A 26,720-nucleotide genomic window follows, 5' to 3' on the forward strand; every position below is an offset into this window, starting at 1 on the left:
ACTGGGGCTACTGGGGCTACTGGGGCTACTGGGGCTACTGGGGCTACTGGGGCTACTGGGGCTACTGGGGCTACTGGGGCAGCAGGTGGATTATCCGAATTTGGGTACATTTATAACCTAGGCGCTCAAGTTGTACCGATTGAGGCCGATGTTATTTTTGACTCGAATGGCCTTATCACACCCGGAATTACGCATGCCCCCGGTACTTCTCAGATCTTATTTACAACTCCGGGTCAATACCTGATTGATTTCTCAGTGTCGGGTGTAGAGCCTAACCAATTCTCTCTATTTTTAAATGGTGCCCCAATTGCCGGGACTGTTTACGGATCAGGCGCAGGTACTCAGCAAAATAACGGACAGGCGATCATAGCTATTGCAGCAGGCGATGTCCTTACTCTTCGAAATCACTCTTCCGCTTCAGCTGTTACACTTCAAACTTTGGCTGGAGGCACTCAAACAAATGTAAACGCCTCAATCGTTGCTTTGAAATTACAATAACCTCAAAAAACAAAAAGGCGCTTCTCAGCGCCTTTTTGTTTTTTAAACCAGAATGAACACTACCTTCGTTTTGTAACTTGAATGAATTCTGGCTACAGACTCGGAGTACTACTTTTGTTCAAAAATGGACTCCAAAAAACTCTTATTGTGCAGAACACTCGCATGAGTAGGAACATATTTCCTAGCAATTTCGTTATGTTCAAAGGCAAGTTTGTACTGTCCTAAGTTTGAATAACACACACAAAGTTGCAAGTGAGGCAGCCAAGTCCAGCAGGCATGATTGAGTAATCCCCATTTTTCCACTGGTTTATCTAGTTGTGTCGCCAGTTTATACCAAAAGACTGCTAAAGGATACTGGTTTTTATTTAAAAACTGATACCCTAGTCTGCAGCAAAAATCTGCACGTGGCGTATCATATTCAAAAGATTTAAAAATAGATTGCCGTTCACGTTCATGATCGCCGAGGTGTTGAAAACAATCGGCCATTTTTCCGCAGGCGGAAATCATGTCCTCAACCCAACCCTGTCCTGTTTCTAAAAATTTCTGATAGTATTCGATAGCCTGTTCATGATATTGATGGTCTACTAACTCATTGGCAAAATAAAAAAGATCTCTTGGCGAAAATTTTTCTCCTCGAGCCATACGACTCTCATAGATTCGGAGATTTCTGTCAGAGTTGTGATGTACCTTTGTATGGGTGACCGTAATGTCGCTGTTTATTATATTCCCCCAAACTTCAAGATACTCGTGAACAGCCCCATGCCACCTATAGTGATTTTTCCTTTTTATAAGACGATTCCGGCGAAGGCTGGATGTTACAGATCCATGCTCATCGGTAGCAAGACTATAGATCATCGAAATGGAATCGACATGAGGATTGAGCGTATCTTTTAATGATGAAAATTTCTTACGATCATCTTCCAATAACACATCATCAGCGTCTAACCAAAAAATATAGTCCATCGTTGCATGGCGGAAAGCGAAATTCCGAGCAGCAGAAAAGTCGTCAATCCAAGGGAAGTCAAATACTTTATCGGTATAACTACGCAAGATTTCTTTCGTTCTGTCGGTTGAACCGGTATCCACTACAATGATTTCATCTACGAGATCCTTGACCGAATCTAAGCAACATGCAATGGTGTTTTCTTCATTTTTCACGATCATGCAAAGGCTAACAGTATTCAACTTTAGTCCCCCCAATAACAGTAATGTTGCTACCACATACATATGCAAGTGAGGAGCTATCTGGATAATTTATCCGCACTTTTCCGCTAATGGTTTCTTCCGAACCCACGCATTATTCACGAATAATCCTCATTGTAGAATCGTACCCGACCTCCTGTTCTCGACATTCAGACCGGGAATACGGAGATTGTTCTCCTTCAAATAGTCCAACATCTCCGAATGAGGATACTTCCTTGCAAAGTCCACCACGGAGAGCTTATATAAGTCCTCGAAGATCGCGGGAATCTCGCACTCGTTATCTCCCACTCTGAAAAGAGGGCCGAAGCACTGAATCAATTCAAACTCTGACGGATCGTCCGTGGGTGCCACGTAATGAATCTCCACGTTACCGTCAAAAATCACCAAGACAACTTTCTCCGATACGAGAATGCCATTTATTTTGAATACCCCGTCCTCATCCTCATTGCCCCATCTCACCGTCACTGCTTGTATTGACTTCTCTATGCTCGATCCCATGCGATCCCCCCTCCTTGCTACACGATTCCAGTTCCCTGGCACGATCCCAATCACCATTTTGGAAGGCGGCCCATGCCCAGACACGATACAGTTCATATCTGTCTGGATGTGGGCTAGGTAACCACTCATTCGCCTGTTCGCAGACTTGAAAGGCCGATTCATGCTGATCAAGAATCTCGTACAGTTGCGCCAGTCTCAAATAGGCAGAACCGACCTTGGGCGGGTTCTCCAGCTAGGTCAAATCTTGACTTCCACTGCAGGAGTCCTCGCATCTGGCTCCAACAAAATTTCTTCAAGAAGCTCCGCCGCCGTGCGATAAAGTCGGCTGGCGATAAACCCCCGTGCCATTTTGTACTTGCTGGAGACCTTCATGTTGAGGTTGGCATCTGCCAGCAAAAACTCCAATGAGACGTCAAGCCGCTCCGCGATCCCGACCAAGACGTCATGGGACGGACGTGCTCGTCCACTCTCCACCTGACTGACCATACTAGGTGTGCAAATCCCTTCGGATAGTTCCTGTTGTTTCAACCCTTTTTTCATTCGAAGTTCTTTGATTCGTTGGCCTAGAATATTCGGATTCAATGAACTCACCTCGCATCATTTTATGTGATGAGTCTACATTTGATTTGTCACATGGAGCAATTCCTGAATGTGCTTGCACTCACTAATAGACAAGTCAGTCTTATATCAATTGTTGTTTACTTAACAGAATTATCGTATAATAGTTCTGAATGTTATAAAACGAGGTGATGATGTGAACCTTCCTTTACATACAAAAGAGACTCTTGGAGAAAGGGTCAAAAGATTTCGCACCGAGCGCGAGATGTCCCAAGCATACCTAGCAGAAATATGTAAAGTTACGGATGGCTGGATTAGCAAAATTGAAAACGATAAATACGCACCATCTCCTGAGATGATTACCAAAATGGCCTCTGCATTCAAGATTCCGGTATATGAGCTTTTACAAGAGGAAGACAAACGTATGGAGTTGGTCAGTCGGATTCGCCTTATTGAGGCTTTGTTGGAGCGTAACCAACCAGAGGAAGCAGAACTTTTTGTCAAAGAGTTAATGGACCACCCTGATCTAACCGAAAAGGATAGGATCTCGCTCGCTGTTCATCTGTCTGAGTGCAGGTATCAACAAGCGAGGTATGACGAGGCTCTCAGCATCCTACAACCATTAGTGGAGCGCTTAGAGAACGCAAATTATCATGATGCTCATATGTTGGCTTGGCTCCGTAATAAATTGGGGAGCAACTTTTTCAAGAAAAACGACTTTACGTCCGCCTACTACAACTATCAAAAAGCATTTGATTTAACACCCAGATTCGAAACATTTGATTTTCTGGCAGCGAAAATATCTTATAATGTTGGTATGACTCTGCGACGAAAAGGAATGTTTAAGACTTCCATCCCCTTTTTCGAACGCGCCATAGGACTGTTTAAGGATCGGCAAGACCTCTGGCAACTTGGACAGTGCCTTCTTGAACAAGGTCTTAGTTACAAGGCTGGCAAGAATTACGACCTCGCTTCACAGGCTTTTGAATCAGCTAAGTCAGTATTCCAAATGATGAATCTCAAAAAGTGGATTGTTGAGGTACAAATAAGCTATGCAACTGCAATTACTGCTTTAAATGACCCGCTTAGAGCACTGCAGGAATTGAAAGAAGCCGAAACATATTTTGACGAAATAGCCGATTATGCTGGATTGACATATACAACAGTCAAAATGGCAAGAGTCTATCTAAGCACAGAGAATTTTGTTGAGTGTTGGAATGTTTTGATTGCTGTGAATGAACTAATTGTGATGCATGACTTAATCGAAACGCCCGAAGCTGCCGATTTTTACTCCGTGAAAGCCAGCTACCATAATTCACAAGGCGAACATCAACAGTCCATAGATGCCGCCTTAATATCTTCATCTATATTTGGTAAAATGGATCTGATACGTGACCAAATCGATTCTCTTAAGATTGCTGTTGACAGTTATCACGAACTAGGAAACTTAGAAAATGCATTCAAACTAGAACGTCAACGGAACGAACTTTTAGAATCGATATCACAGGAGGTTTCCATTTTATGAAACGAGTCTTGAAGTATGGCTTTGTTTGTTTGTTACTGGTCGGAGTCTTTCACTTCGCTGACAAGAACGATCCGTTGAAAGTTGCGTATGACCGTGGCGGCGAACCACTAACCATTGCATCAACAACCAAAGAAGTATAATAAATTGCACCCATTCTTGGGTGCTTTTCTTTCCCTTTGAAATTATTACATGTCTGGATACGTGGGTACAGGAGACCCCTGGTTCTCCACACACTTGGTTCTGCTCGACAAAAAATAGCTCAAAAAAAGACCTCACCCGCATCAAGCGGTTGAGGTCTTCTCCTTTCCTCCAAACAACTTCCTCCCCGCCAACACTCCGGCGAAGCAGACCCCGAGAATTCCGCAACAGATCACCAGCGAGAGCGCCGGCCCCGTCGTCGCGATCGTGCGGGTGAAGATCGCCAGCAACAGCACACGCGTCCCCATGCCAAACGCATTGAAAAACGAATTCACTCGTCCCATCAAGGCATTGGGCACCAACTCCATCATCACCGTGTTCCGCGCCACCCGCGTCCCGGCATTGCCCCAGCCCAACAACAGCTTCAATGCCATGTACAGCCACGTCAGCGGGAAGAAACCGATCAGCCCAATCGCCACCGTGTACGACGAGAACGTCAGCACGATCGACCGAAACGCCCCGAGGCGGTGAACCAACACCGGAATCGACAACCCTGCGAGGATCGCCCCGATCGCATAGCACATATCGGCCAGCCCCAACACATCCGCACCCGCCTGCAATTCCTGCGTCACATAGATCGGGAACAAGTAGTTGCCCACCATCAACACGAGGAACGTCATGAACGAACAGGTCAAGAACAAGGTCAACAAGGGCTTCTCCCGGAGATAGCGATAGCCCTCGCTGATGTTGCGCCAGACGGATATCGGGGCCAGACCTGCCGGACGCTGTGCCCGCTTGTACGGGATGCCGAGGAACAGCAGGAACCCGACCGCATACGTCGCAGCGTCAAACATCAAGATCGTCGAGAGCTCGATGCGATCGAGCAACACGGAGGCCAGCGCTCCAGCGATCATCGACGCGGTCTGGTTCTGCACTTCCATGATGCCGTTGAGCATCTGGTATTGCTCCCGGTTGAAGATCTCCTGTGTGAACGCAAACTGCGTCGTGAAGTGCAAGGAATAATACAACGATCCACCAAAGTAGGTCGTGATCAATTGCCACGTCTCATACTGTCCAGCCAGTGCGCCCCAGAGCGCCATGCAGAACACGATGCTACCACCAACTACCTCCGAAAACAACAACACCTGCTTGCGTGAAAAGCGATCGACGATCACACCGATATACGGCGAGACCAAAAAGAGAATCATCGTCGTCCCTAACGTCATATACCCAAATACCGCTTCGCCCCCTGCACGATTCACCAACAGCCACGGCACGCCGAGCATCGTGATGCCAGACCCGATCGACGAGAGGATGTTGGCGAGGAGCAGAAACAGCATGCGACGGTCTTGTAAAATGGTCAGCATTACGTCACCTCAACACCCTACTTCTTCGCAGTGTCAGACAAGTCCTGTCTGTGCTATGCTGGAGATGAAACTTTCAGAAAGGTCGGAATCCTTATGACTCGATACCTGCGCGAATTTTTTGGTCATCTGAGCATCGCCGCAATCCTGTTGTTTATCGTCGCAACCGCCGCACTGCTTGGCGCACATTGGGCCGAGTGGCAGACTTGGGTCGCAACGCTGGTCGGCGCACTCCTGTTTTTCTCCACGGAGTACACGACGCACCGCTATCTCTTCCACATGAAGCCGCCACGCAATGAACGACTGCGCAAACTGCTCCACCGTCTGCACTACGACCACCACGAAGTGCCCAATGAACTGCACCTGCTGCTGCTGCCGCTCTGGTACAGCATCCCGAACTTCACGATTCTCTGGGGGCTCGCCTACCTCGTGACGGGCCAGGCGATCCTGACGTGGTCCGTCGTGCTCGGCGGAGTGCTCGGGATGTTTTACTACGAGTGGGTTCACTACGTGGCGCACCGTCCCATCAAGCCGCGCACCCCGTGGGGCCGCTGGATGAAAAAAGTCCACCTCTGGCATCACTACAAGAGCGAACACTTCTGGTTCGGGGTCTCCAATCCGCTGATGGACTACCTGATGGGCACGTTCCATGACGAAAAGACGGTCGAGATGTCCCCGACCGCCCGCAAACTCAATCTCTAGCCTCCCAACAGGAAATCCCCTCCGCAAGTCGCGGAGGGGTTTCTCGTGGTTCCACAGGACCTTACAGCACGTCGAGCTTGACAACCAGTGCGAGCAGAACTTGTAGCAGAAGTTGGATGTTGACCGCTGCATCGGTGTCAGTCGTGGTGACATGCACGTCATGGGAGTTTTCAATCAGCAGTTTTTGACGCGTGAGCTGGGTGGTTTCGGTGCGTTGGGTGAGTTCTTGTAGAATCGAATCGCTGTTCGGGGAATCCCCGATCGTGATCGAGAGCACGATGGCAATCGCCAATTGCAGGGCTGCCTGCAAATTTACTGCGGCATGCGTATTGGTGGTGTGCACGGTGACGTCTTCGGAATCGCGGATGATGATGCACTCATGCGAATCTTGGAAGGTCTCTTCAACTTGGCGCGCCTCTTGCTCAACCGCGTCTTCAAAGGAACCTTCTACTTCAATCGCATCGATGATGTCATGGACGCGCGTTTCTTTTTTTGCGTAGGAATGGTTGCTTTTCACCGGGCTTTTGTAGCTCGGGCGAATCATCTTGGAGCCTGCGGTTTTCTTCGATGTCTTTTTCACAGTGATCCCTCCAGGTTTAGTCGTTGCGGCGCAAGGTGAGTCGGCGACGCGGTTTTTGTGGTTTGTTCGCACTCGCTTTTTGCTTGTCAGTTCCTCTGTCACGGGTCAACGAGTCCAGATGCGTCTGGATCTCGTGGGTGACGTTGCGCAGGCGTCGCTTCTCGTCTTCGGTCAAGCGACGGCGCTTGACGTTTTTGAAGAGATGCTTGGCAAACAGGTCCAGCAGCGGATTTTCCTCCATCTCGTGAGCTCCTCTCCGAAAGGTACAGAAATTACAGAATGTCCAATTTTGCAACGAGAGCGACCAGCAGTTGGAGCAGAACTTGGATGTTGACCGCGACATCGGTGTCGGTGGTCGTCACGCGGACATTACGGGAGTTCTCGATCAGGGTTTTTTGGTGGTTCAGTTGTTTGACGGAAACTTTTTGCAACAGTTCTTGGGACACTTTGTTCGCATCGTCGCTGTCACCGATCGTGATCGACAGGACCAGTGTGACAGCAAGTTGCAGGGCCGCTTGCAGGTTGACGGCTGCTTTGGTATCCGTCGTGTGAACGTGTACTTCGCAGGAATCGCGGATGATGATGTGTTCTTCCGATGCTTGCACCGTTTTCGATACTTGTGTTGCCTCTTGCTCCACCGTTGCATCTTGATCGTGGTGGCAGTTTGCCGGATGTGCCGTTCCTTCCAGTGCAGACCATTTTTTGCTCATGGGGTGAATCCCTCCTTGGCGTTTGCTATATCCTATTGCCGCCGGGTTGGACTTGGTAGGGACAGATGACCTACGACAAACACACAAATTGAAAGCCGTGACAGGAACTGTCACGGCTTTTCGCGAGTTGCTGGTGTTTTTAGTTGTTGTCTTGCTTCTTTTTCGGCAACGAGAGGCGACGATGCGGGCGTTTCGACTCCGTCTGTTCCGCAACCGCTGGGTCTGTCGAGGCACTGGCCGGGACGTTGTTGCTGTGCGTGATGACCGGCTTGGTCTCACTGGTTTTCTGCAGGTACTGTTCCACCTGCGCTTGCAGGTCTTGCACGAGGTTGCGGACTTGTTCCTTTTGCTCAGGGCTCAAGTTGCGCTGCTTTTGCTCGACACCGTGCTTGAGGAAAACGTCGGTGATCAGCAGGTCGCTCAGACCTTTGGTGATGTGCTTGGGGTTTTGCTCGCTCATGTTCGGTTCCTCCTCAGGATCGATACGCTACGCTCCCTACAGGCTATGAGCAACAGGCCTAGAACGTTTGGGGCATACGCCCGGTCTGGACAAAAAAACCTCCCCGCGCACAGGCGGAGAGGTTTTTTCATTTAGAGCGGCGCAAAACCAGCATCTGGGTACCCTGTTCCAACAGGTCGTAGCTGGTGCGAACTTGTTCGTGCCCCCAGCCTTCTGCTTCCGCGAGTTCGAGCACGGCGGGCAAGAACGGAGAAACCTGCTGGTTGAGCGAGATCAGCGGGAACAACCGGATCTCCTCGCGAGTGACGCGCATCAATTCGCGGGTCGCCTCCAAGTGGAACTCCAAACCCAACTGGTCAGAGTAGACAAATAACAGGTTGCCCGACAGCGTGAGATCAAACTGCTGGTCTGTGAACGGCAAGTTCGGCAAGCTGCCCGGCACATAGCGCGTCCCGTAGCCGTGCTTCTGCATGTCGGCCACCGTCTCGTGGAGCGTTTCGGTCATCTCGTTGACCATGTTGGCGAAGTGTGGGAATTTCTCGCGCATCGCCGCCGCATTCGGATGAGCGTCGACCAATTGGCGCACGGTCTCCAGATCGGACAACCCCTTGGGCAGCAGTTCTGCGGGCGAGAAGTGGTAGGCGATGTCGCAAGCGGTCACATCGAAGCCACGATCGCGCGCCGTCATCGTGAACGACGCGGCCCCACCTGGGCAATCCAAGACGTTGCGTCCACGAAGATCCGCTTCGGTCAGGTTAAACATCTGGGAATAGTCTCGCCATGTTCGACCGACGAACACGACATGCTTCAGGTCATAATTGTGAGTTTCGCTCATGATAGACTCCTTCTCGATAATGTTCTGTACTCCTATAAGAATACCATGTTTTTTCATTATGTCATCATCTGCATATGTTGATTTGTATGCAACGGAGCGTCCGAATCGAACCGATGCCCATTTTTCCCGTTGCGTTTCACAGCGTACATCGCTTGGTCGGCGCCTTCCACCATCGCTTGGTACACACCGGTTGGGCCAGCCCCTGACACTCCGATCGAGGCCGTGATCGTGACCGTGTGGCCATCTGCGGTAGCGAAGCGCAACTGCGAGATGCGCACACGAAGTCTCTCGGCAAGCTGACGGGCACTCTGCTCGTCGAGATGGCAGAGAAACAACACCATCTCCTCACCGCCAAAACGTCCTGCGACACCGTGGGCGTGCCCGAGAGCAGCACCATGCACCGAGTTGTTGCGATCCGCCGCTTCCTCTAAGAGGACGGAGGAGACTGCTTGCAACACGAGGTCGCCAAATGGGTGACCATACGTATCGTTCACCCGCTTGAAATCGTCGATGTCAAAAAAGAACAGATAACCGCGGTCCCTCGTTGACAGCGACTGCAAACGATCCTCGACTTCTTGGCGGAAGATGTCTTTTTGCAACAGACCGGTCAGCGGATCGATCAGAGAACGTTTGCGCAGCAACTCGTTAGCCGATTGCAATTGGCGGACGAGATTGGCCATCTCGCGGTCTTTTTTGCCCAAGTAGGCACCGATCCCACAGTCGATCGAGAGTGCCAGCGAGTCGAAAAACAACCAATACCCGACATACCCGGCCTCATGCGGGGCGACGATGGTGTGCATAAACAGGTAGGAGGGGACGATGAGCAGCACCCCTAGCCACTCGCGCTTCCATTGGCTGGCGACGTAGCTGTAGGTGATGATCACCAGATGCAAGAACACGACGCCGAAGTGTACGAGCGTGGCTTGGTAGACCAAGCCGATCATACATAACTGTCCCATCGTGTACAAAATCAGCCTCGGGGCCCGAAATGAATGCAATTTCGTCGCCCGCAAGGCAAACACACAGATGCCGAGCATCCCAATTCCAAACAGCACGCGCCGCGTCGAGGATTCGACCATCAGATCGGGCACGAGCAAGCAGATGATTACTACGACCGCACTGTATGCAATTGCACTGTATCGCAACGTCGTTAACATGACGATCACGCCTTTCACTTGATTACCACCAGAATACACAATTTATTTTAAAATAGAAAGAGTTTACTTTCATATTTTCGAAATTAAAAAATGGAGACTCGATTTTTACGGGCTGTTGAGCCGTAGCTCGATACAATTGATCCATTTCCGCCCTGCTTGTATACTGAATGATGTGAATCGATAGTAGGGAGATGAGCGGATGACTTTGCAAGTCCACATGAAATCTTCGTTTCTGCCAGAGGAAATCAGCGCGATTGCGGAATTGGAACGGGTATGCAACGCGGCGGAGCAGATCGAAATCAAAGCGGGCGTCGAATCGTTGCCCCAACGCCCGACCGAAGGCATCTGGGACATCTTGTGCTACTCTGAGGAGAAGTTGATTGGATACCTGTGTTTCTATACATTTGACGGTTTTGTCGCCGAAGTGATCTCGATGGTACATCCGAAGCATCGCCGTCGCGGTGTGTTCCGCGCGATGCTGAACACCGCGCTCGCCGAGCTGCGCCGATGTGGAATTCAACAAGTCTTGTATGTCGTGCCAGCTCCGTCCCAATCCGGGCTGGGCTTGATGAAACATCTCGGCACGGAGTTTCACGAGGCGGAGTACAGCATGCACTGGGCTCGTGAGCCGCAGGCGTTTGCCCGCAACCCGCACCTGCACTTGTCTGCAGCAGGCCCGGAGGACTTCGAGTTTTTGGTTCGCTGTGCCTCGCAAGCGTTTGAAGATCCCGAGGAGATCACCCGCAACATGTTGCACCGCACCAACACGCCGGATCGCACCTCCTACCTCGCCCTGCACGAGGGGACGCCGGTCGGGATGTTGCGCGTCCAGCGCATCGGCACCGATCACGCGGCCGTGTTTTGTTTTGCGGTGTTGCCTGAGCAGCAAGGCCACGGCTATGGTCGTCAGATTCTCACCCAATGTGTGGAGCTGTTGCGTCAGGAAGGGCGGACGCAGATTGAACTCGAGGTCGTCACCGAGAACGAGCGCGGGCTACACCTCTACACCACCAGCGGTTTTGATATCCTGTCTGCGTATCGCTACTATAAAAAGCCTTTATAAAACCGACCTATAAAAAAGGAAGCCCCTCAGGGCTTCCTTTTTTCTCTACCTTCCGACTTAGAGACTCTTGCCTTCAGTGAAACGGATGATGTAGTCGGCCACTTCCTGTGGGTGTGAAACCATCAGCGGGTGCGGCGAGTTCGGGATCTTGACCGCTTGGGCGAGCGGGAATTTTTCCAGATAGGCTTGCAGGGCGGTGTCATAAAACTCCGGTCGATTCGCAGCTTGCAACACCAACACGGGGGTCTTCAACGTCGCAGCCAATTCGTCCAAGGAGAATGTAAAGTACTCTGAGGCATACGAGACAAATGCTTCATGCGGCAGGGCGAGATAGACGCGCCCGTCGTCTTTTTGCACCGTTTCACGTCGGGTTTGTTCGTCGACGAAGTCGGTGACATGTTCCCCGTAACTTTGGCGAACGCCAGCGATCATCTCCTCCATCGTGGAGGTCGAGAACGGCTCGCGCTTCTGCAACGCCTCCAGATCAGCGCCTGGCATCTCCACATTGCGGGCAAACCCACCGTCCAGCAGGACGAGTTTGTCAACGCGATCTGGGTACTTTGCGGCGAACTGTTGCACCGGTGCGCCTGCGAACGATCCGCCGACCAAGGTCGCTTTTTCAATCCCTTCATAATCCAACACTTCGAGGATGTCGTCCACCAACTGCTCATTGGTATACGGCCCCACCTGACTGGATTCACCATGTCCGCGCAGGTCGAGGCTCAGGATGTGGAACTTTTCGGTCAGAAAAGGAATCGTGCGGTTGTACGATTCCTTGGTCGAGGCCAAGCCATGAATCAGCACCAGCACCGGTGCGTTTTGCTTCTCATATACGTCGTAAGCCAATGTGATTCCGTTGAGTTCCATGTTGAGTAAACCTCCATTTTTTAGAAAAACGTCCCTACTTGAAGTATACACATCTCTGCGCACAGATGGATATCAAAAACTGGCAGGTTGCCTATCCCTCCAAATCATAGTAACCTCTCAGGTGTGAGTACACTAACTGACGGAGTGAATGATGCAAATGAAGCCACAATCGATGCTGTTCACCATATATGGAGAATACGTCCGCCACTATGGCAACGAGGTCTGGATCGGTAGCCTGACCCGCTTGCTCGGCGAGTTTGGCATGACGGAACAAGCTGTGCGCGCCGCGATCTCCAGGATGCAACGCCAAGGTTGGCTGGTCTCGCGCAAGATCGGCAATCGCAGCTACTACTCGATGTCCCCGCGCGGGCAAAAGCGGCTCGACGAGGCCGCCAAACGGATCTACCCGCGTCAGGCGGAGGGCTGGAACCAGCGCTGGTGCATGATCTCCTACAACATCCCGGAGGAACGCCGTCACCTGCGCGACCAGTTTCGCAAGGAACTTAGCTTCCTCGGCTTCGGCCTGCTGACCAACTCCACGTGGTTTTCCCCGAACGATTTGGCAGAGCAAGTCAAGGAGCTCACCGAAACCTACGCGATAACCCAACATGTCGAGCTGTTCACCGCCGCACATATAGGCTGGAGCGAGCCGCAACAGTTGGTGGCGAAGTGCTGGGACTTGGAAGGCATCAACGCCTCTTACCGGGCGTTCATCGAGACCTATCGCCCACAGCTTCAAGCCCTCCAACCTGCACAAGACCTGCCCGACAACCGCTGTTTTGTGGAAAAAACGCAGCTCGTACACGAATACCGCAAATTCCTGTTCATCGACCCTGATCTGCCGGAAGAACTGTTGCCCGAGTTGTGGCTGGGCCGTGAAGCCGACAACCTGTTCAGCGCCCTGTATACGCTGCTCGATCCAGGTGCGAAGCGCTTTTTCGAGACGATGTACGAATCCGCTCCGCTGGGGTAAAAAGAGAGAGGGACGCCCCCCTCTCTTTTTTGCGTCCAATTCGTAAGCGCTTTCTTGCCGAACTATATAACGGAATGTTATGATAGCGTTATAAAAACGTAGTACGTTCGAAGGGGGATTCGAGAGATGATCGCACAAACGTATGAGGAAAAACGCGCAGCCTTCCTCGACAAGATCGAGCACGGGGGCAAAATCGAAGCGGACGACTGGATGCCGGACGACTATCGCCAACAGTTGATCAAGCTGATCTCCATGCACGGCATGTCGGAGATCATGGGCGCACTGCCAGAGAAGGAATGGGTACCCAAGGCCCCGACCTTGCGCCGCAAGCTCGCGATCATGGCGAAAGTACAGGATGAGATGGGCCACGGCCAACTGCTGTTGCGCGTTGCCGAAGACCTGCTCGCACCGCTTGGCAAAAACCGCGAAGATCTCTTGGAAGACCTCTTCACCGGCCGTCTGAAATTTCACAATGTGTTCCATATGGAAGCTCCGACGTGGGCCGATGCTGGCGTGATCGGTTGGCTGGTTGACGGTGCGGCGATCATCACACAGACGATGTCGTTGGATACGTCCTACGCGCCGTATGCTCGTGCGCTGTACCGGATCTGTGCGGAGGAGAAATTCCATGCGCAGCACGGCGAGAGCATCGTCTTGGCGCTTGCAGAAGGCACGCCGGAGCAACGCGCGATGTTGCAGGAATCGGTCACTCGCTGGTGGCCAGCGCTCTTGATGTTCTTTGGCCCGCCGGAGGATGGCAAGATCTCTTCGAACCAACAGCAGAACATGGCCTACAAAATCAGATCGCAAACCAACGAAGAACTCCGACAGGCGTTCTTTGACAAATACGTACAGCGGATCTTCCACCTCGGCCTCACCCTGCCAGACCCGACCATCCGCTATGACAAAACCGAAGGCAAGTGGCACTACCAGCAACCGGACTGGAACGAGTTCAAACAGATCGTCACCGGTCACGGCCCGTGCTCCGTCTCGCGCCTCGACCTGCGCAAACTGTCCTACCAACAGGCGCAATGGGTGCGCGATGCCCTGCTGAACAACACGCAACAGGCGATTTAGAGCGAGGGGGACCCGATCATGAGCGAACAAACCAATTCGAAACAGACCTTCGACGTGTACGAGGTGTTCAGCCAACGCACGCATACCTCCAGTTTTGCCCACCAATTCAGCCTGCTCGCCCCGAACCATGAAGTGGCGATGACGATGGCGCGTGAGAACTTCCTGCGCCGCGACGCGGTCGTGAACATCTGGGTGGTCAAGCGCGACGACATCTACGTCTGCCCGCCGGAGGAGCGCCAATACCTCGAACGCCTCGACAACAAGGCGTACCGCGAGACCAAGGGCTACGGCGACCTGCAATCGAAGTGGCGCGCCCACCGCGAGCGCTACGAACAAAACCAAACGAACAACCAGTAGTTGAGGGAGGATTCCACGTGAAGAACCTGCGCATGGAAACGGCACAAGCAGCGAAGCAAGACACCACCTATCTCCAAGCACTCCAAGAACTGCTGTTCCAACTGGCGGATGACGACTTCATTCTGGCGTACCGAGGTTCGGAATGGTTAGGATTGGCTCCGCACATCGAGGAGGACGTGGCGTTCTCCTCGATGTCCCAAGACACGATGGGGCACGCGGTGATGTTCTACGAGATGCTCGAAGAATTGGGCCTTGGCACTGCCGACGATCTTGCGCAACTGCGCAAGCCTGAGGCATTCCGCAACGCCCTGCTCGTCGAGCGCCCGAACGGCACCGGCCATTACCTGAACAAACCCGAGTACGACTGGGCCTATGCAGTCGCGCGCAATTATATGTATGAATTGTACAAGTGGGTGCGCTTGGAAGCGCTGATGCACTCCTCCTACGTGCCGCTGATGCAAGCGGCGCGCAAGATGATGACCGAACTGCGCTACCACCTGATGCACTGGCAGACGTGGACCAAGCATCTGGTCAACGGCAGCACCGAATCCCGCACACGCCTCGAACACGCGTTGGAGACTGTCTGGGTAGACATCGACGGACTTTTCTCGCTCGGCGCACAGGCAGAGCAGATCGTCACCCTCGGTCTGATCGCAGACGAAGCGACGCTCAAGCAACGCTGGTTGGAAAAAGCGACCGATGCACTCGGCAAAAACGGCCTGACCGTGCCGGTCGCATTCCCAACCCCGGCGCTGGACGGACGTTCTGGTGAGCATACCGCGGACCTGACCGATGCGCTGAACACGCTGTCCGCCGTGTACCGCCTCGATCCATCCACAGCTTGGTAAGGGGGCACTGACGATGACGGAAGGAACCATTTGGACGATCCTCCAAGACGTCAAAGACCCAGAGATCCCCACCGTCTCGCTCGTCGAGATGGGGATGGTCAACAAAGTGTCGGTCGCGAACGGTCTCGTGAACATCGAGGTGTTGCCGACTTTTGTCGGGTGTCCGGCGCTGGAGATCATGAAGCGCAATATCGTGGAGAAGCTGACCCCTGTCGATGGGATCACAGAGGTACAAGTCAAGTTCGTGTTCGAGCCGGCGTGGTCATCCGATCGCATTACGGAAGTCGGCCGCGAGAAGCTGACCGCCTTTGGGATCGCGCCTCCGCCACAGTCCGACCTGCTCCAACTCGAGGAGATCTGGGAAGTCACATGCCCGTTCTGCGGATCTGAGAAGACGCGGATGGATAACCTCTTCGGCCCCGCTGCCTGCCGCAGCATCCTCTATTGCGAGCAGTGCAAGAACCCGTTTGAAGCGATGAAGCCCGTCTAAGCAAAAACGCCCTTGCTGTGCAAGCGGGCGCGTAAGAGGTACGCAGAGAAAAACCGTCAAGCGAGCTTGACGGTTTCTTTTCGTTATCATGGAAGCATTTGCTGATGCTTCTCAACCTTGTGGTTCTACGAGATACAGCTCCCACTGCTTGGCGCGAATTTCGTCACTCGTCGGCTCCACTGCTTCTTGGTAGTGGTTGCGGAATCCCGCCTCCAAGTCTTTCGCCTCTGCGGGATGATGCCACTGCACGAGGCACTCGCTGCAGCGTACAAACAACGTCCCACGCTCCACTTCCTTGCGAATTTCCACCCAGCCTTGGTTGCATCTAGGGCACCACTCGGTGCGATGAGGATACGGGTTCATGTTGCAGTTCGCTCCTTCTACTTGTCGCGTTTGAGTCTAGAGGGAAGGATATGCCGTGATGACTTTGCGATTTCCTGATTCTGTAATGATCGTCAAATAGTTCAACACCTGACCAAACCCAGGCTTTGTGGGTCGTCCCCCCTGCGTACCTGCATTCGGGAACGGGATGCGGTAGGTATCGTCAGTAGCAGTCGAAGTGGCGACGACTCCGCCTTTGTTCTTCCAAGCGAGTTCCGTCATCAGGATCGCATCGCCCGAGAAGATACCGTGAATTTCCTTCGCAGAATTGTCATTCTCATGAAGTCGCACATGACTCGGATCATTGAAGATAAGTTTATGATGCACGCCGTCCGTTGGCATGTTGCTCAGGTGGTAATACCACGTGTCGATCCTATTTTTTTGCGTTGTAAATTCGGCTCGCAAGGTAGCTCGATTATCATAATAAGCATCCATGTCGGCGGGGAGTGCGGCCTCCCAAATTCCATACGCTGCAAAATCTGCCTGCCAATTCGCTCGATCCGGATCTGGAACCGGTCGAGGGAACTTTAGAATTTGCGTCCAATCGCCTTGTTGCTTAGTCCAACTATTGCGCAGTCCTCTGTCCCCCAGGTCTTTTGTCCACGCGGACCATGCAGCCTGCTTGATTGTGGCAAGTCTCGCCTCAGCCGCCATTTTCACCTGATTGATGAGCGTAGACACTTCACCTTCCAAGGTATTTAGCACTTCATACTCCGATTCTGTGTTCGCAGCGCCATAATCGTCTCCGTATGCGTCACCTGCTTGCGATACATAGTTCGGAATTTCCTCCAGTATCTCTTCCACTTCATCACCAGTTTTTTCAGCGACCGTATTGGCGATGTTTTCAAGCACTTGTTTGATGGCACGCATTCCTTGACCGAGCGCAACATTTTCGTCTGCAGATTCCTCCGACTCATGAGCGGATTCCTCTGCCTCCTCGACTTGCGCTTTCCCTCCTCCCTTGCCCCCGTTCGCGTTCCCGCCACCTTTCTTTTTCCCAAACTGCACAGGTACCCCCTGCCGCAAGAGCTGGGTAACCGCCCGATTGCCGTAGAGCGCTTGCAACTGCAAGATCGGGTTCGTCGGTGTACCGCGTGTAACGCCTACACGACTCTGACTGTCTATTTCCGTCGCTTTGGTCGATTTTACTTGTGATTTCATTCGAGCACCCCGCAGGATAAGTCTTCATTCATTATATCACGGGCGATCTCGAACCAAAAAAACCTTTGCAACAACGGTTGCAAAGGTTTTCACGAACTTCATCAAGTTGTGACCGATCGTCCTGTCGCGACCTGCTTGCGACGACTTTGACGGCGAACCTTCGCCTTCAAGGCCCAGATCGTCAGCCCCGTCACCATGAAGAACAGCGGAAGCACGCCGATCAGCACATACAACAACTTCGAGAACGTCCCGCCCCACGTTCCGAAGTGCAAGCCAGCTCGCCACGTCGTGTAGGTGTTCAGCCCCGAGGCGGGATTGGATTTCCACAGCAGGTTGCCCGCGTAAGGATCGACATAGACATTCGTGTTGCCTGTGCGTGTCGGGCTGTAGCCTTCCTCCAGGAACAGGCGCACCGATTGATCCTTCGCTTTCGGCAGCGAGATCCGCATCAGTTGGGTGTTCGGATGCGCTTGCTGGACGTTCGCCACCAGTTGGTCCAACGTCAGTTCCTTCCCGCTCGGCGTTGCTTTCAGCGCCGCTTTCGGTGCTTCCTCACGCGCCGATGCGCCAAACCAGCCGAACACATCCTTGTCTAAGGTAAACGATGCCCCCGTCAACGCCAACACGAGCAGGAACGGTACCGAGATGATCCCGAGCGACTTGTGCAGACCACGTTGTAGCATCAATTGACCTTTTTTCCGAATGATCTTGAACCCGAGTGCAAACTTGCGCAGACCTGGCCACCAGACGATCGCCCCTGTGATCAGGACAAGCGCTAAACCTACCCCCATCGCCGACTCTACATAACGCGCCGTTTGGCGACCGAACACATCGCCCAACAACAAGTACTCATGCAATTTGATCATAAAGTCCAGAAAGGCCCCGTTGCCACCCTCCGTCTTGCCCAACACATGACCCGTGCCCGGATCGAGATACAAGTCGCGGTTCTGGGTCTTGCCGTCCGCTTCCTGGGTCATGCGGACATGAAAACGGCCGTCGGCCGCCTCCGGTGTCTCCAACAAGGTGATGCGCGAACCGGGAAGTTCCTGCAACGCGTTGGTCTTGATGAGTTCCAATGGGACCCGCCCCGCCGTTGTTTCATAAAGTTCGGGATGCGCCCATTGCTTGAGATCCTCTCGCAACACCAAGACACTGCCACTTAAACAGATCGCAACAAAAAACACCCCGACCACCAAACTCAGTCCTAAATGAAGCTTCAACATCCATTTTTTCATTCCGAAACCCCTTCCCCATATCCGTCTCAGTCGTACTATGCGAATGAGAATCATTTTCAATTACGTCCCTCATGCTAATATCTCCCTGTCATTCCTGTCAAGCACCAAAATCAAATGTTGACGCGTAGCCAAATCAAGCATACAATTATGAATGATAATCATTCTCAATGTTACGGAGCTGAATAAACTCATGAATAGATCGAAACGCAATGCTTTCCTTGCTGTGCTCGCGATGAGCTTGACCGCCACCACCCTCGTCGGTTGCAACACCGGTGAGAAACCAGAAGCATCTGCTGAACCGGGCAAAGGCAGCGGAGCCAAAGCGCTGACTCGCACCGGCCAAACATTTGACACAGCTGGCAACATGATGGCCTACGCAGAGTTCGAGCTGTCTGGCGAACCGATGGCAGAGCGCCTTGGTCTCAACCTCGATCTGCTGGACCCGCAGAAAGTCAACGATCCGACCCCCTTCGACTACACAGCTGGGATCAAGTCCTACGAATACTCGGAGGAAGCGATGTACGAAGTCGTGGAAAAGTCCGGTCTCGGCCTGCATCTGATCAATGGTCCGATCAACCTCACCCGTGGAGCCAACGGTGCTGAATCGCTGGCGAAACGCTTCCAAGAACTTGCGGACGCAACCGGATACAACCAGGATGAGATCTTCCAGAACATGTACCCGACGATGATCGAGTATGCCAGCGGCGACCCGCAATACCCGCAGAAACTCGACCTGAAAAAGTTTGGCGATGCCAAAGACGGCGTCTACACCCCGATGATCCAAGTCGATTTCGCCTCCACCCGCTGGAACCGCGACAAGATGGAAAAAGCGTTGATCCCGTCGGCGTATGGCGGCGTTTTTCTCAAGCAAGCGCTGTGGCTGGGTGACTTCCTCGGCAACATGCACAGCACCGAGGCAGATGAAGAGACCGAACCGACCAGCGCGGACGCAGACAAGGACGGCAAACTCCGCCTCGGGGTCTCCTCCACCGACGGCTTCCAAGGCATGTTGCTGACAGAGGAAGTCTGGAACAAGCTCGCCTACATCCGCGACAACCTGTTCTATGACGCGTCCACGGGCAAGCTGACCCCGGCAGTGGGCAGCCAATACAACCCGAGCAAAGGCTTCGTGTACCTCCCGCATAAAATCGAAGTCACCGAAGAAGGCAGCAACGGTCTCTACAAAGCAGGCTCCCTGAAAGTCACCGATGCCCGCAGCCTGCTCTCCGACCAGTGGAGCCTGCTCTGGCCGGCCTCTGAATTCTACGGCACGACCGACCAACGTCCGTCCAACCCGAACCTCAACCCGGCGTTCCAAGGGGTATTTGACGGCGCACCGTTCGCCTCTGCACCTGCGGCGAACCTCGATGACAAAACCGACAATGATGTCAAAGCGACCGATCCGTACTCCGTCAACCGCGACATCCTGCTCAACGTGTTCTCCAACCTGAAAGCGATGCACTGGAACGCAGACAAGGGCTCGCTGGTCAGTGAAAACGATGGCAAAGCCCAAGGCAACACGGTCGATCCGTTCAACGTGGGCTACACGATGGAATCGCTGCGCATCTTCCAACGCGCCATCGACGGTCTCCCGGTCGGCTACGCGAGCGGTGAGAGTGCGAAGGGCCTCGGCACGGAGGAAGGCAAGGCGGCGCTCGACATGATCAAGCGCCAAGGCGACTTCCTGATCACCAACCTGATCGACAGCAAGGACGGCCTCGTCGCCAACTCTTATGACCTGCAAGCGGGCAAGGCAGACAGCGGCGTGAAAACCCTGCAAGCCCAACTCGGCGCCATCCGTGGCTTGACGGCCGCGTTCCTCGCCACCGAAGACAGCAAGTACCAGCAAGCGGCGCGCGACCTCTACCTCGCGACCGACAAAGCGTTCTACGACAAAACCAACAAACTCTACAAAACCAAAGCGGACGGCAGTGAATACAAATACACCCCGTGGATTGCTGGCGGCCTCTCCGCGATGTTCCGCATGGGCACCGATCATCTCAAAAACGATCAACCGCAAACGGGTGCTGCCGAAGTGCTGAACCTGAAAAACCTCACCGAGCGCTACACCGAGTTCTACGACAACGTGATCGATGGCATCGACCTCGGCCACGGCATGCAAGCATCTGAGATGTGGGACACCGGTGACGTTTATAAGGAAGGCGACGATTCTGGCAACTCCGACCAAGACCACATTTACCAACTGCAAAAAGCAGGCGGCCCCAACGGCACCGCTCCGATCCTGCTCGATGCAGAGTTGAAGTAGGCCCGCCATGATCAAAACGCGCAACAAATACCTGCTCACCGCAGCGCTCGCGCTGCTTGTCATCGGGGGTGGCACGCTGTACGCCACCAGCCAGCAATCGGCAGCCCCTGTCGATAGCACCGTTCGCAGCACATCGACCCACAGCGGGTCGGTCGTGCTGTCTGCGGATGGTCGCTATGCGTACACCTCGAATGTCGACGTGGACACCGTCACCATCGTCGACACGGAAAAAAACAAAAAACTCGCGGAGATCGAAGTTGGCAAGGAACCGCGCAACCTCGCACTCTCCCCGAACGGCAAGTACCTCTATGTATCCGCGATGTATGACAACGAAGTCGATGTGATCGACCTCAACAAAAAGAAAGTTTCCCAAAAAATCCCGGTCGGCGTCGAGCCTGCCGGGCTCTTGAGCGATCTGGACGGCAGCCACCTCTACGTCGCCAACTACCGCTCCAAGTCGGTGAGCGTCTTGGACGTCACAGCGGGCAAGGTCGCCAAGGAGATTCAAGTCCATGACAACCCGTATGCACTCGCCCTGACAGCAGACGGTCACAAATTATACGTCACCCACTACCTCGACGGTTTAATCTCGGTCGTCGACACCAAAAAGCAAGCGGTCAGCAAGGAAATCACCTTGCACGACAGCCCGGAACCGGCGAACCATGACCAGAAAGTTTCACAAGGCACGCCGGAGGAGTTGGAGAGCATCACGATCGACCCGAGCGGCAAAGTCGCGTGGGTTGCCCACAATCTCTACAACACCGACACGCACATTCAATTCGAGTCCTCGATCTTCCCGACGATCTCCGTGCTCGATGTGCAAACAGACCAAGAGCTTCCCGACCAGCGCAAGGAACTGTTCAAGGCGATGAACATCCGCGACAGTCAAAACAAAACCCAGATCGTCTCCAACCCGACCGGCGTCGAGTTCCTGCCGAACGGTGAGAAAGCCTACGTCCTGTTCGCTGGCAGTGAGGACATCCTCGTGTTCGACACCCGTCGCGGCGGAAACGCTGTGCAGTTGGTGCGCCGTGTGCCAGGCGACAACCCGCGCGGGATGGCGATCACCCCAGACGGTTCGACGATCTACGTACACAACGCGATGTCGCACGACCTCGCCAAACTCACGACCGGCGGTAGCGATGCCTACGCCCAAGCGCAAATGAGCCCCGACGCCCTGAAGTTGATCGCCAAAGACTCGTTGCCAGAGCAAGTGCGACTGGGCAAACAGATCTTCTACAGCGCCAACTCTGACAAGTACGCGACCGACATCACCGGCCAGAACTGGATGAGCTGTGCGTCGTGCCATGCGCTCGGGTATCAGGACAAAAACGTCTGGATCACCGACAAAGGACTGCGCCGCACCCCCAGCAACGCGGGTCTGAAGGACAGCGGGCTGATGATGTGGGACGGCACCCGTGACGACATGGGCGACTACATCCTGACTGTGCAAGGCGAGATGGGCGGCATGTCCAAGCTCGACCCGAGCCAGCCCTTGCCTCCAGAGGTGCAAAAAATGTTCGACGCCCTCGACGCCTACATCAAGTACGACCGCCAGATTCCGGTGCCACAGAGCCCGTATCGCAACGCGGACGGCACGATGACCACCGCCGCCCAGAACGGCCAGCATGTGTTCCAGACGGCCGGCTGTGCAACGTGTCATGCAGGGTCAGGCTACACCGACAGCAACCTCGCGCTCGGCAGCGACGGCAAACTGACGATCACCAACACCACGAAACTGCATGATGTCGTCACCGCCAACGCCAAGGACGTCGGAACGGCTGGCGACGCGCGCGGCAACATGCAGAACTCGCGCACCCCGCAACAGTTCGATACGCCGACCTTGCTGGGGATCTACTCCCGCGCCCCGTACTTCCACGACGGCAGCGCCAAAACGCTGGAGGAAGTGTTCTCCCACCCTGGTACCCATCATGACAAGACACAAAACCTCTCCGAATCGGATTTCAAAGACCTCGTGGAGTTTTTGAAAGAGTTGCAATAACGACGAGACACAAAAACCCCTTCGGCGATCATGCCGAAGGGGTTTTTTCCTGATCAATCCTGCAGGCCTGTCAATTTCGTGCTGACTTCCCAGAGCCGACGCGCGATCACAGGATCGTTGGAGATTCGATTGGTTTTGGCTGGTTTGCAATTGACAAAAAACTCACCGCTCACCGCCTCCACATCCGTTGAGGAGGCGAGGTAGACCGGGGTTTTCGCCCCTTGAGCCTGCCCGACCGCTTGGAACGTAAATGCCACCTGCATCCACCGTGGCATGTCGTGTAGCAAATTGGTTTTGACCACCCCTGGGTGCAAGGCGTTCACGGTGACTTGTGTGCCGCGCAACCGCATCGCCAGTTCCTTGGTGAAGATGACCAGCGCCAACTTGGTGGGCGCTACCGCACGCATGACTGAGTACTTTCGCTTGGTCAGGTTGAGATCGTCCAAGTCGATGTTGGTAAAAGCGGTCTTCGACGCCACGTTGATGATCCGCGAGGGGGCGCTGGCTTTTAAGCGTTTCAACAAGAGATGGGTCAGCAGGAAGTGTGAGAGATAGTTGACGGCAAATGTCTTTTCAATCCCTTCCTCCGTCTCCTCGCGATTGGGCAGAAACACGCCGGCGTTATTGACCAGCACATGCAGATGTTCGAAGCGTTGCTGAAACTCTTCGGCTGCCTGACGAACCGATTTTTGCGAGGCGAGATCCGCGACGAGCAACTCCACTTGGGGATTGCCGCTGTCCGTCTGAATCGCCCGCACCGCGAGTTCGCCGCGTTCCCGACTTCGACAGAGCAAGACGACCGTAGCTCCCTTTTTGGCCAGTTCAAGCGCGGTGGCTTTGCCGATCCCCGAGTTCCCACCTGTTACTAAGCAAACCTTTCCCTTCAAGTAAATCAACCTCTTCCCCATACGTTTTTTAAATTATAACACGTTTATACATACTAAAATAGTAAGAACTTTTAAGTGCCTAGTGCTTGCAAACACGGGAACAGACAACAAAAAAAGGAGGTTGGGCCTCTGCCCAACCTCCCGCGAATTCCGCTCTAGGGTAAAAAGAAAATCAGTTCGCCTTTGGCCGCCTTTTTGCTGGTGTCGCCGATGTTGATCAGCACTTTGGTCGTGATGTAGTTCCCGACGGTTTCTTTCATCTCCACTTTGATGTAGAGGCAGTCTCCCGGCTTGACTTGGTTGTAGAACCGGAAATCCTTGCTCTGCACCAAGTACGCGATGCGTGGCTCGGTCGTCTCCGACTCCTCCATCGAGATCGCCAAGAGCATGCTCGCTTGAGCCGCCATCTCGATCATCAATACCCCTGGTACAACCGGTTGTCCAGGGAAGTGGCCCGCAAAATACGGCTCGTTGTACGACAAGTTTTTGACACAGACGATCTTCTGCGCTTCTACCGACTCCACCCGGTCAATGAACAAAAAAGGCGGTGCCTGTTTGAGCAATTCGTGGGGCATAACACTTTTTACATCCATGAATGAGCCTCCCCTCGGTCTCTTTTCGAGCTTCCCTTCGCTAGGAACGAATGTTCATCAGCCGTTCGCGGACAGATGGGTCTCGGAAACGCTCGCACAGCCAAGTCTTCTCCAGTTCCAGATGCTCCGCCAGCCCGTCGTCGCGATTCAACAACGCCTTCATCCCGACGATCGTGTCCGTTCCACCCGTCAGAAACTGGTTGCACAACGCCTCCACACGCGCCATCATCTCGCTGCGCTTGTCGATCACTTCCTGGAACAGCCCCCAATCGGCCGCTTCCCGCGCCGTGAACATGCGTCCGGTCAACAGCAAGTCCTTCGTGCGCGTTTGACCGATCAGGCGCGGCAGAAAATAGCTGGAACTGAGGTCGGGCGTGATCCCCATATAGTAAAATTTCTCGATAAACTTGGTCTTCGCTTCGGCAATTCGGTAGTCGCAGGCCAAAAAGACGTTCAAACCGCCGCCAAATGCATACCCGTGCAGCGCGGCGATGGTGATCTTGGGCGAGGTGTGAATCGCCATGATGAAGGCGTTCAGCTTGGCGGCCACGCGTTCGAGATCTTGGACCCCATCCTCGCGACTTGCCAGTTCGATCATGCCCTCCAGATCCGGGCCGATCGAGAAATAATTGCGGCCCGTCGAAGTAAACACGATGATCTTGCACTCCGGGTCGGCATGAACCTGCTCCATCGCCGCAAGCAACGCGTCCGCCATCAAGGGATCGAGGGCGTTTTTCTTTTCCTGATCGTCCAGTTCCACATAGCGCACAGCCCCTGCGTTGCGGATGTTGACAAGACTCATGACGATTGCTCCTTCGTCAATATTTTTTGCGAGAGTTTGTAGCCGGACAGCAACACCGAGACGACACCACCGCCCGGATCGGTCCAGTGCCCCGCCACATGCAGGCCCTTGATCGGCGTTTCATGTTGCGGACGCGAGATCATCTGCTCCATGTTTTGATTCCAACCGTAGATCGAACCGAAACTATTGTTCGTAAATCGCTCCATCGTCAAGGGCGTGCCCGATTCCACAAAGTCCAAATGCTCGGACAGGCCTGGGATGACTTTTTCCGCCAATTTGATCAACGCCTGCTCAAACTTCGGCTTGGCATCTGCCCACGGCTCCCCGATGTCATAGGGTGCAAACGTGGTGAGGGCGATCGTCTTTTTGCCTTCCGGTGCTAGACTTGGATCGACCAGCGAAGGGATGGAGATCGCGAGCATGCAGACGCCTTCTGCGCCCAGTTCTTTGAGGTTGTGGTGATTGTCGTAGAGCTTTTCATAATTATAGTCGGTGTAGAGGAACGTCTCGTGCGCGAGGCCCATCTCTTCAAGCGGCAGGTCTGTGCCGATAAACACTTCGAAAGCCGAGAAGGCCACCGCCAACTTGGAGATTTTTTTGATGTAGCGGCTGGGGAAATGTTCTTCGCCCACGAGGTTATGAATCATTTTTAGCATGTCACCGTTGCAGACGACCAACGGCGCTGTCACGTATTCCCCTGTCTGGAGCCGCACGCCTTTGACCTGCTTGTCCTCCACGACGATCTGTTGCACTTCGTTGCTCAGGCAGACTTCGCCGCCGAGGGATTCGATCCGCTCCACGAACGCGTTCGCCATCTGCTGGAAGCCGCCTTTGCAATAGTAGATCTCCGACTTGAAATAACTCATGATCGCGTAGGCGAAAAACATCGCGCTACCGGTTTTCGGAGACGTCCCATAATAGCCGCACAGCGCTGCGAAGGTATAGATCGCTTGCTCGTCGGTGAGGAAGGAGTGCAACATCTCGTGGAAGGTCAACGAGCGATACTTCATGATCATCGGATTGGACAACACTTGGAACGGGTCGCGGGCATGGATCATTTCGATCATCGCTTCGTACACCGCTTCCATCTCCGCGACCAGCGCTTTGATGTTCGGCTCCTGCTCAGGGAACAGATCGGTGTACGTCTGCACCAACCCTTGCACTTGCCGAGGCACGGTAAATTGATGTTCCGGGTACCACGCCGCATAGACTTCATCCAACCGGATAAATGGCAACTTGCCCGTCAACCCAGCAGCTTCCAGCAAGTCGGACAAAAGCCCATGCTCCGCTCCAGCGACGATCCGCACCCCGGCATCGAACGTGTACTGATGGCGACGGAAGGAATGTGTGTAGCCGCCCGCCCGGTAATGTCGCTCTACCACCAGCACCTTGTACCCCGCTTGGGCCAGATAGGCGGCCGTACCTAGACCGCCCATTCCGGACCCGATCACGATCACATCGTAGTGGTCATGTTTCGGTCTTCGCGCCAA

30 protein-coding genes are annotated in these 26,720 nt (G+C 53.7%); 12 read left to right on the top strand and 18 right to left on the bottom strand.

What is annotated here, in order from left to right; all coding sequences use genetic code 11:
- Positions 1–108 precede the first annotated feature (108 nt).
- Positions 109–498, top strand: coding sequence for a BclA C-terminal domain-containing protein (locus C7459_RS23450; protein ID WP_281272788.1), 390 nt, complete (start codon positions 109–111; stop codon positions 496–498).
- 108 nt (positions 499–606) lie between these two features.
- Here the strand turns inward: C7459_RS23450 and C7459_RS17440 are convergent, their stop codons facing one another.
- From C7459_RS17440 to C7459_RS17450, 3 genes are all read right to left on the bottom strand, one after another.
- The gene (locus C7459_RS17440) at positions 607–1,683 is read right to left on the bottom strand and encodes a glycosyltransferase (RefSeq protein WP_211320418.1); all 1,077 of its coding nucleotides are present in this window, start codon (positions 1,681–1,683) and stop codon (positions 607–609) included.
- A gap of 129 nt (positions 1,684–1,812) precedes the next feature.
- On the bottom strand, positions 1,813–2,199 hold the full coding sequence (locus tag C7459_RS17445; RefSeq protein ID WP_109690572.1) for a hypothetical protein: 387 nt from the start codon (positions 2,197–2,199) through the stop codon (positions 1,813–1,815).
- 237 nt (positions 2,200–2,436) lie between these two features.
- A complete protein-coding gene (locus tag C7459_RS17450; protein WP_109690573.1) occupies positions 2,437–2,781 on the bottom strand; it encodes a helix-turn-helix domain-containing protein in 345 nt (114 codons plus the stop codon).
- A 172-nt stretch (positions 2,782–2,953) separates the two neighbouring features.
- Here C7459_RS17450 and C7459_RS17455 point away from each other — a divergent pair, with 172 nt between their 5' ends.
- Together C7459_RS17455 and C7459_RS23455 are read left to right on the top strand one after the other, a co-directional pair.
- Positions 2,954–4,282 carry a helix-turn-helix domain-containing protein gene (locus C7459_RS17455; RefSeq protein WP_109690574.1) on the top strand — a complete coding sequence of 443 codons (1,329 nt, stop codon included), beginning with the start codon at positions 2,954–2,956 and terminating at the stop codon, positions 4,280–4,282.
- Positions 4,279–4,422 (top strand): hypothetical protein, encoded by a 144-nt coding sequence (locus C7459_RS23455; RefSeq protein WP_170119528.1) that lies wholly within the window; start codon positions 4,279–4,281, stop codon positions 4,420–4,422. Before C7459_RS17455 ends, C7459_RS23455 begins: the two co-directional genes overlap by 4 nt.
- A 141-nt stretch (positions 4,423–4,563) precedes the next feature.
- Here the strand turns inward: C7459_RS23455 and C7459_RS17460 are convergent, their stop codons facing one another.
- Positions 4,564–5,787 (bottom strand): MFS transporter, encoded by a 1,224-nt coding sequence (locus tag C7459_RS17460; protein WP_109690575.1) that lies wholly within the window; start codon positions 5,785–5,787, stop codon positions 4,564–4,566.
- Between the two features lie 93 nt (positions 5,788–5,880).
- Between C7459_RS17460 and C7459_RS17465 the strand changes: the two genes are divergently transcribed.
- Entirely contained in the window at positions 5,881–6,486 is a 606-nt protein-coding gene (locus tag C7459_RS17465; protein WP_109690576.1) for a sterol desaturase family protein, read from the top strand.
- Positions 6,487–6,547: 61 nt separating this feature from the next.
- Here the strand turns inward: C7459_RS17465 and C7459_RS17470 are convergent, their stop codons facing one another.
- The 6 genes from C7459_RS17470 to C7459_RS17495 form a co-directional block, all read right to left on the bottom strand.
- Positions 6,548–7,066, bottom strand: a complete 519-nt coding sequence (locus C7459_RS17470; RefSeq protein WP_245884612.1) for a spore coat protein — start codon at positions 7,064–7,066, stop codon at positions 6,548–6,550.
- Positions 7,067–7,082: 16 nt separating this feature from the next.
- A complete protein-coding gene (locus C7459_RS17475) occupies positions 7,083–7,307 on the bottom strand; it encodes a hypothetical protein (protein ID WP_109690577.1) in 225 nt (74 codons plus the stop codon).
- A gap of 31 nt (positions 7,308–7,338) precedes the next feature.
- On the bottom strand, positions 7,339–7,776 hold the full coding sequence (locus C7459_RS17480) for a spore coat protein (protein ID WP_109690578.1): 438 nt from the start codon (positions 7,774–7,776) through the stop codon (positions 7,339–7,341).
- A gap of 139 nt (positions 7,777–7,915) precedes the next feature.
- Complete coding sequence (locus C7459_RS17485) at positions 7,916–8,236, bottom strand: hypothetical protein (protein WP_109690579.1); 321 nt, start codon at positions 8,234–8,236, stop codon at positions 7,916–7,918.
- 127 nt (positions 8,237–8,363) lie between these two features.
- Positions 8,364–9,071 (bottom strand): class I SAM-dependent methyltransferase, encoded by a 708-nt coding sequence (locus tag C7459_RS17490; RefSeq protein ID WP_109690580.1) that lies wholly within the window; start codon positions 9,069–9,071, stop codon positions 8,364–8,366.
- Positions 9,072–9,127: 56 nt separating this feature from the next.
- The gene (locus C7459_RS17495; protein WP_109690581.1) at positions 9,128–10,246 is read right to left on the bottom strand and encodes a GGDEF domain-containing protein; all 1,119 of its coding nucleotides are present in this window, start codon (positions 10,244–10,246) and stop codon (positions 9,128–9,130) included.
- A gap of 181 nt (positions 10,247–10,427) precedes the next feature.
- Between C7459_RS17495 and C7459_RS17500 the strand changes: the two genes are divergently transcribed.
- Positions 10,428–11,291 (top strand): GNAT family N-acetyltransferase, encoded by an 864-nt coding sequence (locus tag C7459_RS17500; RefSeq protein WP_109690582.1) that lies wholly within the window; start codon positions 10,428–10,430, stop codon positions 11,289–11,291.
- 57 nt (positions 11,292–11,348) lie between these two features.
- Here the strand turns inward: C7459_RS17500 and C7459_RS17505 are convergent, their stop codons facing one another.
- Entirely contained in the window at positions 11,349–12,158 is an 810-nt protein-coding gene (locus C7459_RS17505) for an alpha/beta fold hydrolase (protein WP_109690583.1), read from the bottom strand.
- Positions 12,159–12,315: 157 nt separating this feature from the next.
- On the opposite strand from C7459_RS17505, the gene paaX reads away from it, so the two are divergent.
- The 5 genes from paaX to paaD all read left to right on the top strand — a co-directional run bounded on the left by paaX (position 12,316) and on the right by paaD (position 15,903).
- Positions 12,316–13,131: a phenylacetic acid degradation operon negative regulatory protein PaaX gene (paaX, locus tag C7459_RS17510; RefSeq protein WP_109690584.1), complete on the top strand. Its 816-nt coding sequence runs from the start codon at positions 12,316–12,318 to the stop codon at positions 13,129–13,131.
- Between the two features lie 126 nt (positions 13,132–13,257).
- The gene (paaA, locus tag C7459_RS17515) at positions 13,258–14,208 is read left to right on the top strand and encodes a 1,2-phenylacetyl-CoA epoxidase subunit PaaA (protein WP_109690585.1); all 951 of its coding nucleotides are present in this window, start codon (positions 13,258–13,260) and stop codon (positions 14,206–14,208) included.
- 18 nt (positions 14,209–14,226) lie between these two features.
- The gene (gene paaB, locus C7459_RS17520) at positions 14,227–14,565 is read left to right on the top strand and encodes a 1,2-phenylacetyl-CoA epoxidase subunit PaaB (protein ID WP_109690586.1); all 339 of its coding nucleotides are present in this window, start codon (positions 14,227–14,229) and stop codon (positions 14,563–14,565) included.
- A 32-nt stretch (positions 14,566–14,597) separates the two neighbouring features.
- Positions 14,598–15,413, top strand: coding sequence for a 1,2-phenylacetyl-CoA epoxidase subunit PaaC (gene paaC / locus C7459_RS17525; protein WP_109690678.1), 816 nt, complete (start codon positions 14,598–14,600; stop codon positions 15,411–15,413).
- Positions 15,414–15,426: 13 nt separating this feature from the next.
- Positions 15,427–15,903 (top strand): 1,2-phenylacetyl-CoA epoxidase subunit PaaD, encoded by a 477-nt coding sequence (gene paaD, locus C7459_RS17530; protein ID WP_109690587.1) that lies wholly within the window; start codon positions 15,427–15,429, stop codon positions 15,901–15,903.
- 111 nt (positions 15,904–16,014) lie between these two features.
- On the opposite strand, the gene C7459_RS17535 is transcribed toward paaD, so the two are convergent.
- The 3 genes from C7459_RS17535 to C7459_RS17545 all read right to left on the bottom strand — a co-directional run bounded on the left by C7459_RS17535 (position 16,015) and on the right by C7459_RS17545 (position 18,680).
- Complete coding sequence (locus tag C7459_RS17535) at positions 16,015–16,266, bottom strand: hypothetical protein (RefSeq protein WP_109690588.1); 252 nt, start codon at positions 16,264–16,266, stop codon at positions 16,015–16,017.
- Positions 16,267–16,302: 36 nt separating this feature from the next.
- Positions 16,303–17,445, bottom strand: coding sequence for a hypothetical protein (locus C7459_RS17540; RefSeq protein ID WP_109690589.1), 1,143 nt, complete (start codon positions 17,443–17,445; stop codon positions 16,303–16,305).
- A 101-nt stretch (positions 17,446–17,546) separates the two neighbouring features.
- Positions 17,547–18,680: a PepSY-associated TM helix domain-containing protein gene (locus C7459_RS17545; RefSeq protein ID WP_170119529.1), complete on the bottom strand. Its 1,134-nt coding sequence runs from the start codon at positions 18,678–18,680 to the stop codon at positions 17,547–17,549.
- Between the two features lie 190 nt (positions 18,681–18,870).
- Between C7459_RS17545 and C7459_RS17550 the strand changes: the two genes are divergently transcribed.
- A complete protein-coding gene (locus C7459_RS17550; RefSeq protein WP_109690591.1) occupies positions 18,871–20,946 on the top strand; it encodes a hypothetical protein in 2,076 nt (691 codons plus the stop codon).
- 7 nt (positions 20,947–20,953) lie between these two features.
- On the top strand, positions 20,954–22,948 hold the full coding sequence (locus C7459_RS17555; protein WP_109690592.1) for a beta-propeller fold lactonase family protein: 1,995 nt from the start codon (positions 20,954–20,956) through the stop codon (positions 22,946–22,948).
- 53 nt (positions 22,949–23,001) lie between these two features.
- Here C7459_RS17555 and C7459_RS17560 read toward each other — a convergent pair whose 3' ends face one another.
- The 4 genes from C7459_RS17560 to C7459_RS17575 form a co-directional block, all read right to left on the bottom strand.
- Positions 23,002–23,835, bottom strand: a complete 834-nt coding sequence (locus C7459_RS17560) for an SDR family oxidoreductase (protein WP_211320419.1) — start codon at positions 23,833–23,835, stop codon at positions 23,002–23,004.
- Between the two features lie 155 nt (positions 23,836–23,990).
- A complete protein-coding gene (locus C7459_RS17565; protein WP_109690594.1) occupies positions 23,991–24,428 on the bottom strand; it encodes a 3-hydroxyacyl-ACP dehydratase FabZ family protein in 438 nt (145 codons plus the stop codon).
- A 40-nt stretch (positions 24,429–24,468) separates the two neighbouring features.
- A complete protein-coding gene (locus C7459_RS17570) occupies positions 24,469–25,230 on the bottom strand; it encodes an enoyl-CoA hydratase/isomerase family protein (RefSeq protein ID WP_109690595.1) in 762 nt (253 codons plus the stop codon).
- Entirely contained in the window at positions 25,227–26,720 is a 1,494-nt protein-coding gene (locus tag C7459_RS17575; RefSeq protein ID WP_109690596.1) for a phytoene desaturase family protein, read from the bottom strand. The genes C7459_RS17570 and C7459_RS17575 overlap by 4 nt, the downstream gene beginning before the upstream one ends.

The organism is Tumebacillus permanentifrigoris (assembly GCF_003148565.1).
Taxonomy (GTDB): Bacteria; Bacillota; Bacilli; order Tumebacillales; family Tumebacillaceae; genus Tumebacillus; species Tumebacillus permanentifrigoris.

What these genes read in the sequence shown, in the direction of transcription:
- C7459_RS17445 (WP_109690572.1), bottom strand. Translation starts at nt 2,199, where the DNA reads ATGGGATCGAGCATAGAGAAGTCAATACAAGCAGTGACGGTGAGATGG.
- C7459_RS23455 (WP_170119528.1), top strand. Translation starts at nt 4,279, where the DNA reads ATGAAACGAGTCTTGAAGTATGGCTTTGTTTGTTTGTTACTGGTCGGA.
- C7459_RS17460 (WP_109690575.1), bottom strand. Translation starts at nt 5,787, where the DNA reads ATGCTGACCATTTTACAAGACCGTCGCATGCTGTTTCTGCTCCTCGCC.
- C7459_RS17465 (WP_109690576.1), top strand. Translation starts at nt 5,881, where the DNA reads ATGACTCGATACCTGCGCGAATTTTTTGGTCATCTGAGCATCGCCGCA.
- C7459_RS17475 (WP_109690577.1), bottom strand. Translation starts at nt 7,307, where the DNA reads ATGGAGGAAAATCCGCTGCTGGACCTGTTTGCCAAGCATCTCTTCAAA.
- C7459_RS17480 (WP_109690578.1), bottom strand. Translation starts at nt 7,776, where the DNA reads ATGAGCAAAAAATGGTCTGCACTGGAAGGAACGGCACATCCGGCAAAC.
- C7459_RS17485 (WP_109690579.1), bottom strand. Translation starts at nt 8,236, where the DNA reads ATGAGCGAGCAAAACCCCAAGCACATCACCAAAGGTCTGAGCGACCTG.
- C7459_RS17490 (WP_109690580.1), bottom strand. Translation starts at nt 9,071, where the DNA reads ATGAGCGAAACTCACAATTATGACCTGAAGCATGTCGTGTTCGTCGGT.
- C7459_RS17500 (WP_109690582.1), top strand. Translation starts at nt 10,428, where the DNA reads ATGACTTTGCAAGTCCACATGAAATCTTCGTTTCTGCCAGAGGAAATC.
- C7459_RS17505 (WP_109690583.1), bottom strand. Translation starts at nt 12,158, where the DNA reads ATGGAACTCAACGGAATCACATTGGCTTACGACGTATATGAGAAGCAA.
- paaX (WP_109690584.1), top strand. Translation starts at nt 12,316, where the DNA reads ATGAAGCCACAATCGATGCTGTTCACCATATATGGAGAATACGTCCGC.
- paaA (WP_109690585.1), top strand. Translation starts at nt 13,258, where the DNA reads ATGATCGCACAAACGTATGAGGAAAAACGCGCAGCCTTCCTCGACAAG.
- paaB (WP_109690586.1), top strand. Translation starts at nt 14,227, where the DNA reads ATGAGCGAACAAACCAATTCGAAACAGACCTTCGACGTGTACGAGGTG.
- paaC (WP_109690678.1), top strand. Translation starts at nt 14,598, where the DNA reads ATGGAAACGGCACAAGCAGCGAAGCAAGACACCACCTATCTCCAAGCA.
- paaD (WP_109690587.1), top strand. Translation starts at nt 15,427, where the DNA reads ATGACGGAAGGAACCATTTGGACGATCCTCCAAGACGTCAAAGACCCA.
- C7459_RS17535 (WP_109690588.1), bottom strand. Translation starts at nt 16,266, where the DNA reads ATGAACCCGTATCCTCATCGCACCGAGTGGTGCCCTAGATGCAACCAA.
- C7459_RS17540 (WP_109690589.1), bottom strand. Translation starts at nt 17,445, where the DNA reads ATGAAATCACAAGTAAAATCGACCAAAGCGACGGAAATAGACAGTCAG.
- C7459_RS17545 (WP_170119529.1), bottom strand. Translation starts at nt 18,680, where the DNA reads ATGAAAAAATGGATGTTGAAGCTTCATTTAGGACTGAGTTTGGTGGTC.
- C7459_RS17550 (WP_109690591.1), top strand. Translation starts at nt 18,871, where the DNA reads ATGAATAGATCGAAACGCAATGCTTTCCTTGCTGTGCTCGCGATGAGC.
- C7459_RS17555 (WP_109690592.1), top strand. Translation starts at nt 20,954, where the DNA reads ATGATCAAAACGCGCAACAAATACCTGCTCACCGCAGCGCTCGCGCTG.
- C7459_RS17565 (WP_109690594.1), bottom strand. Translation starts at nt 24,428, where the DNA reads ATGGATGTAAAAAGTGTTATGCCCCACGAATTGCTCAAACAGGCACCG.
- C7459_RS17570 (WP_109690595.1), bottom strand. Translation starts at nt 25,230, where the DNA reads ATGAGTCTTGTCAACATCCGCAACGCAGGGGCTGTGCGCTATGTGGAA.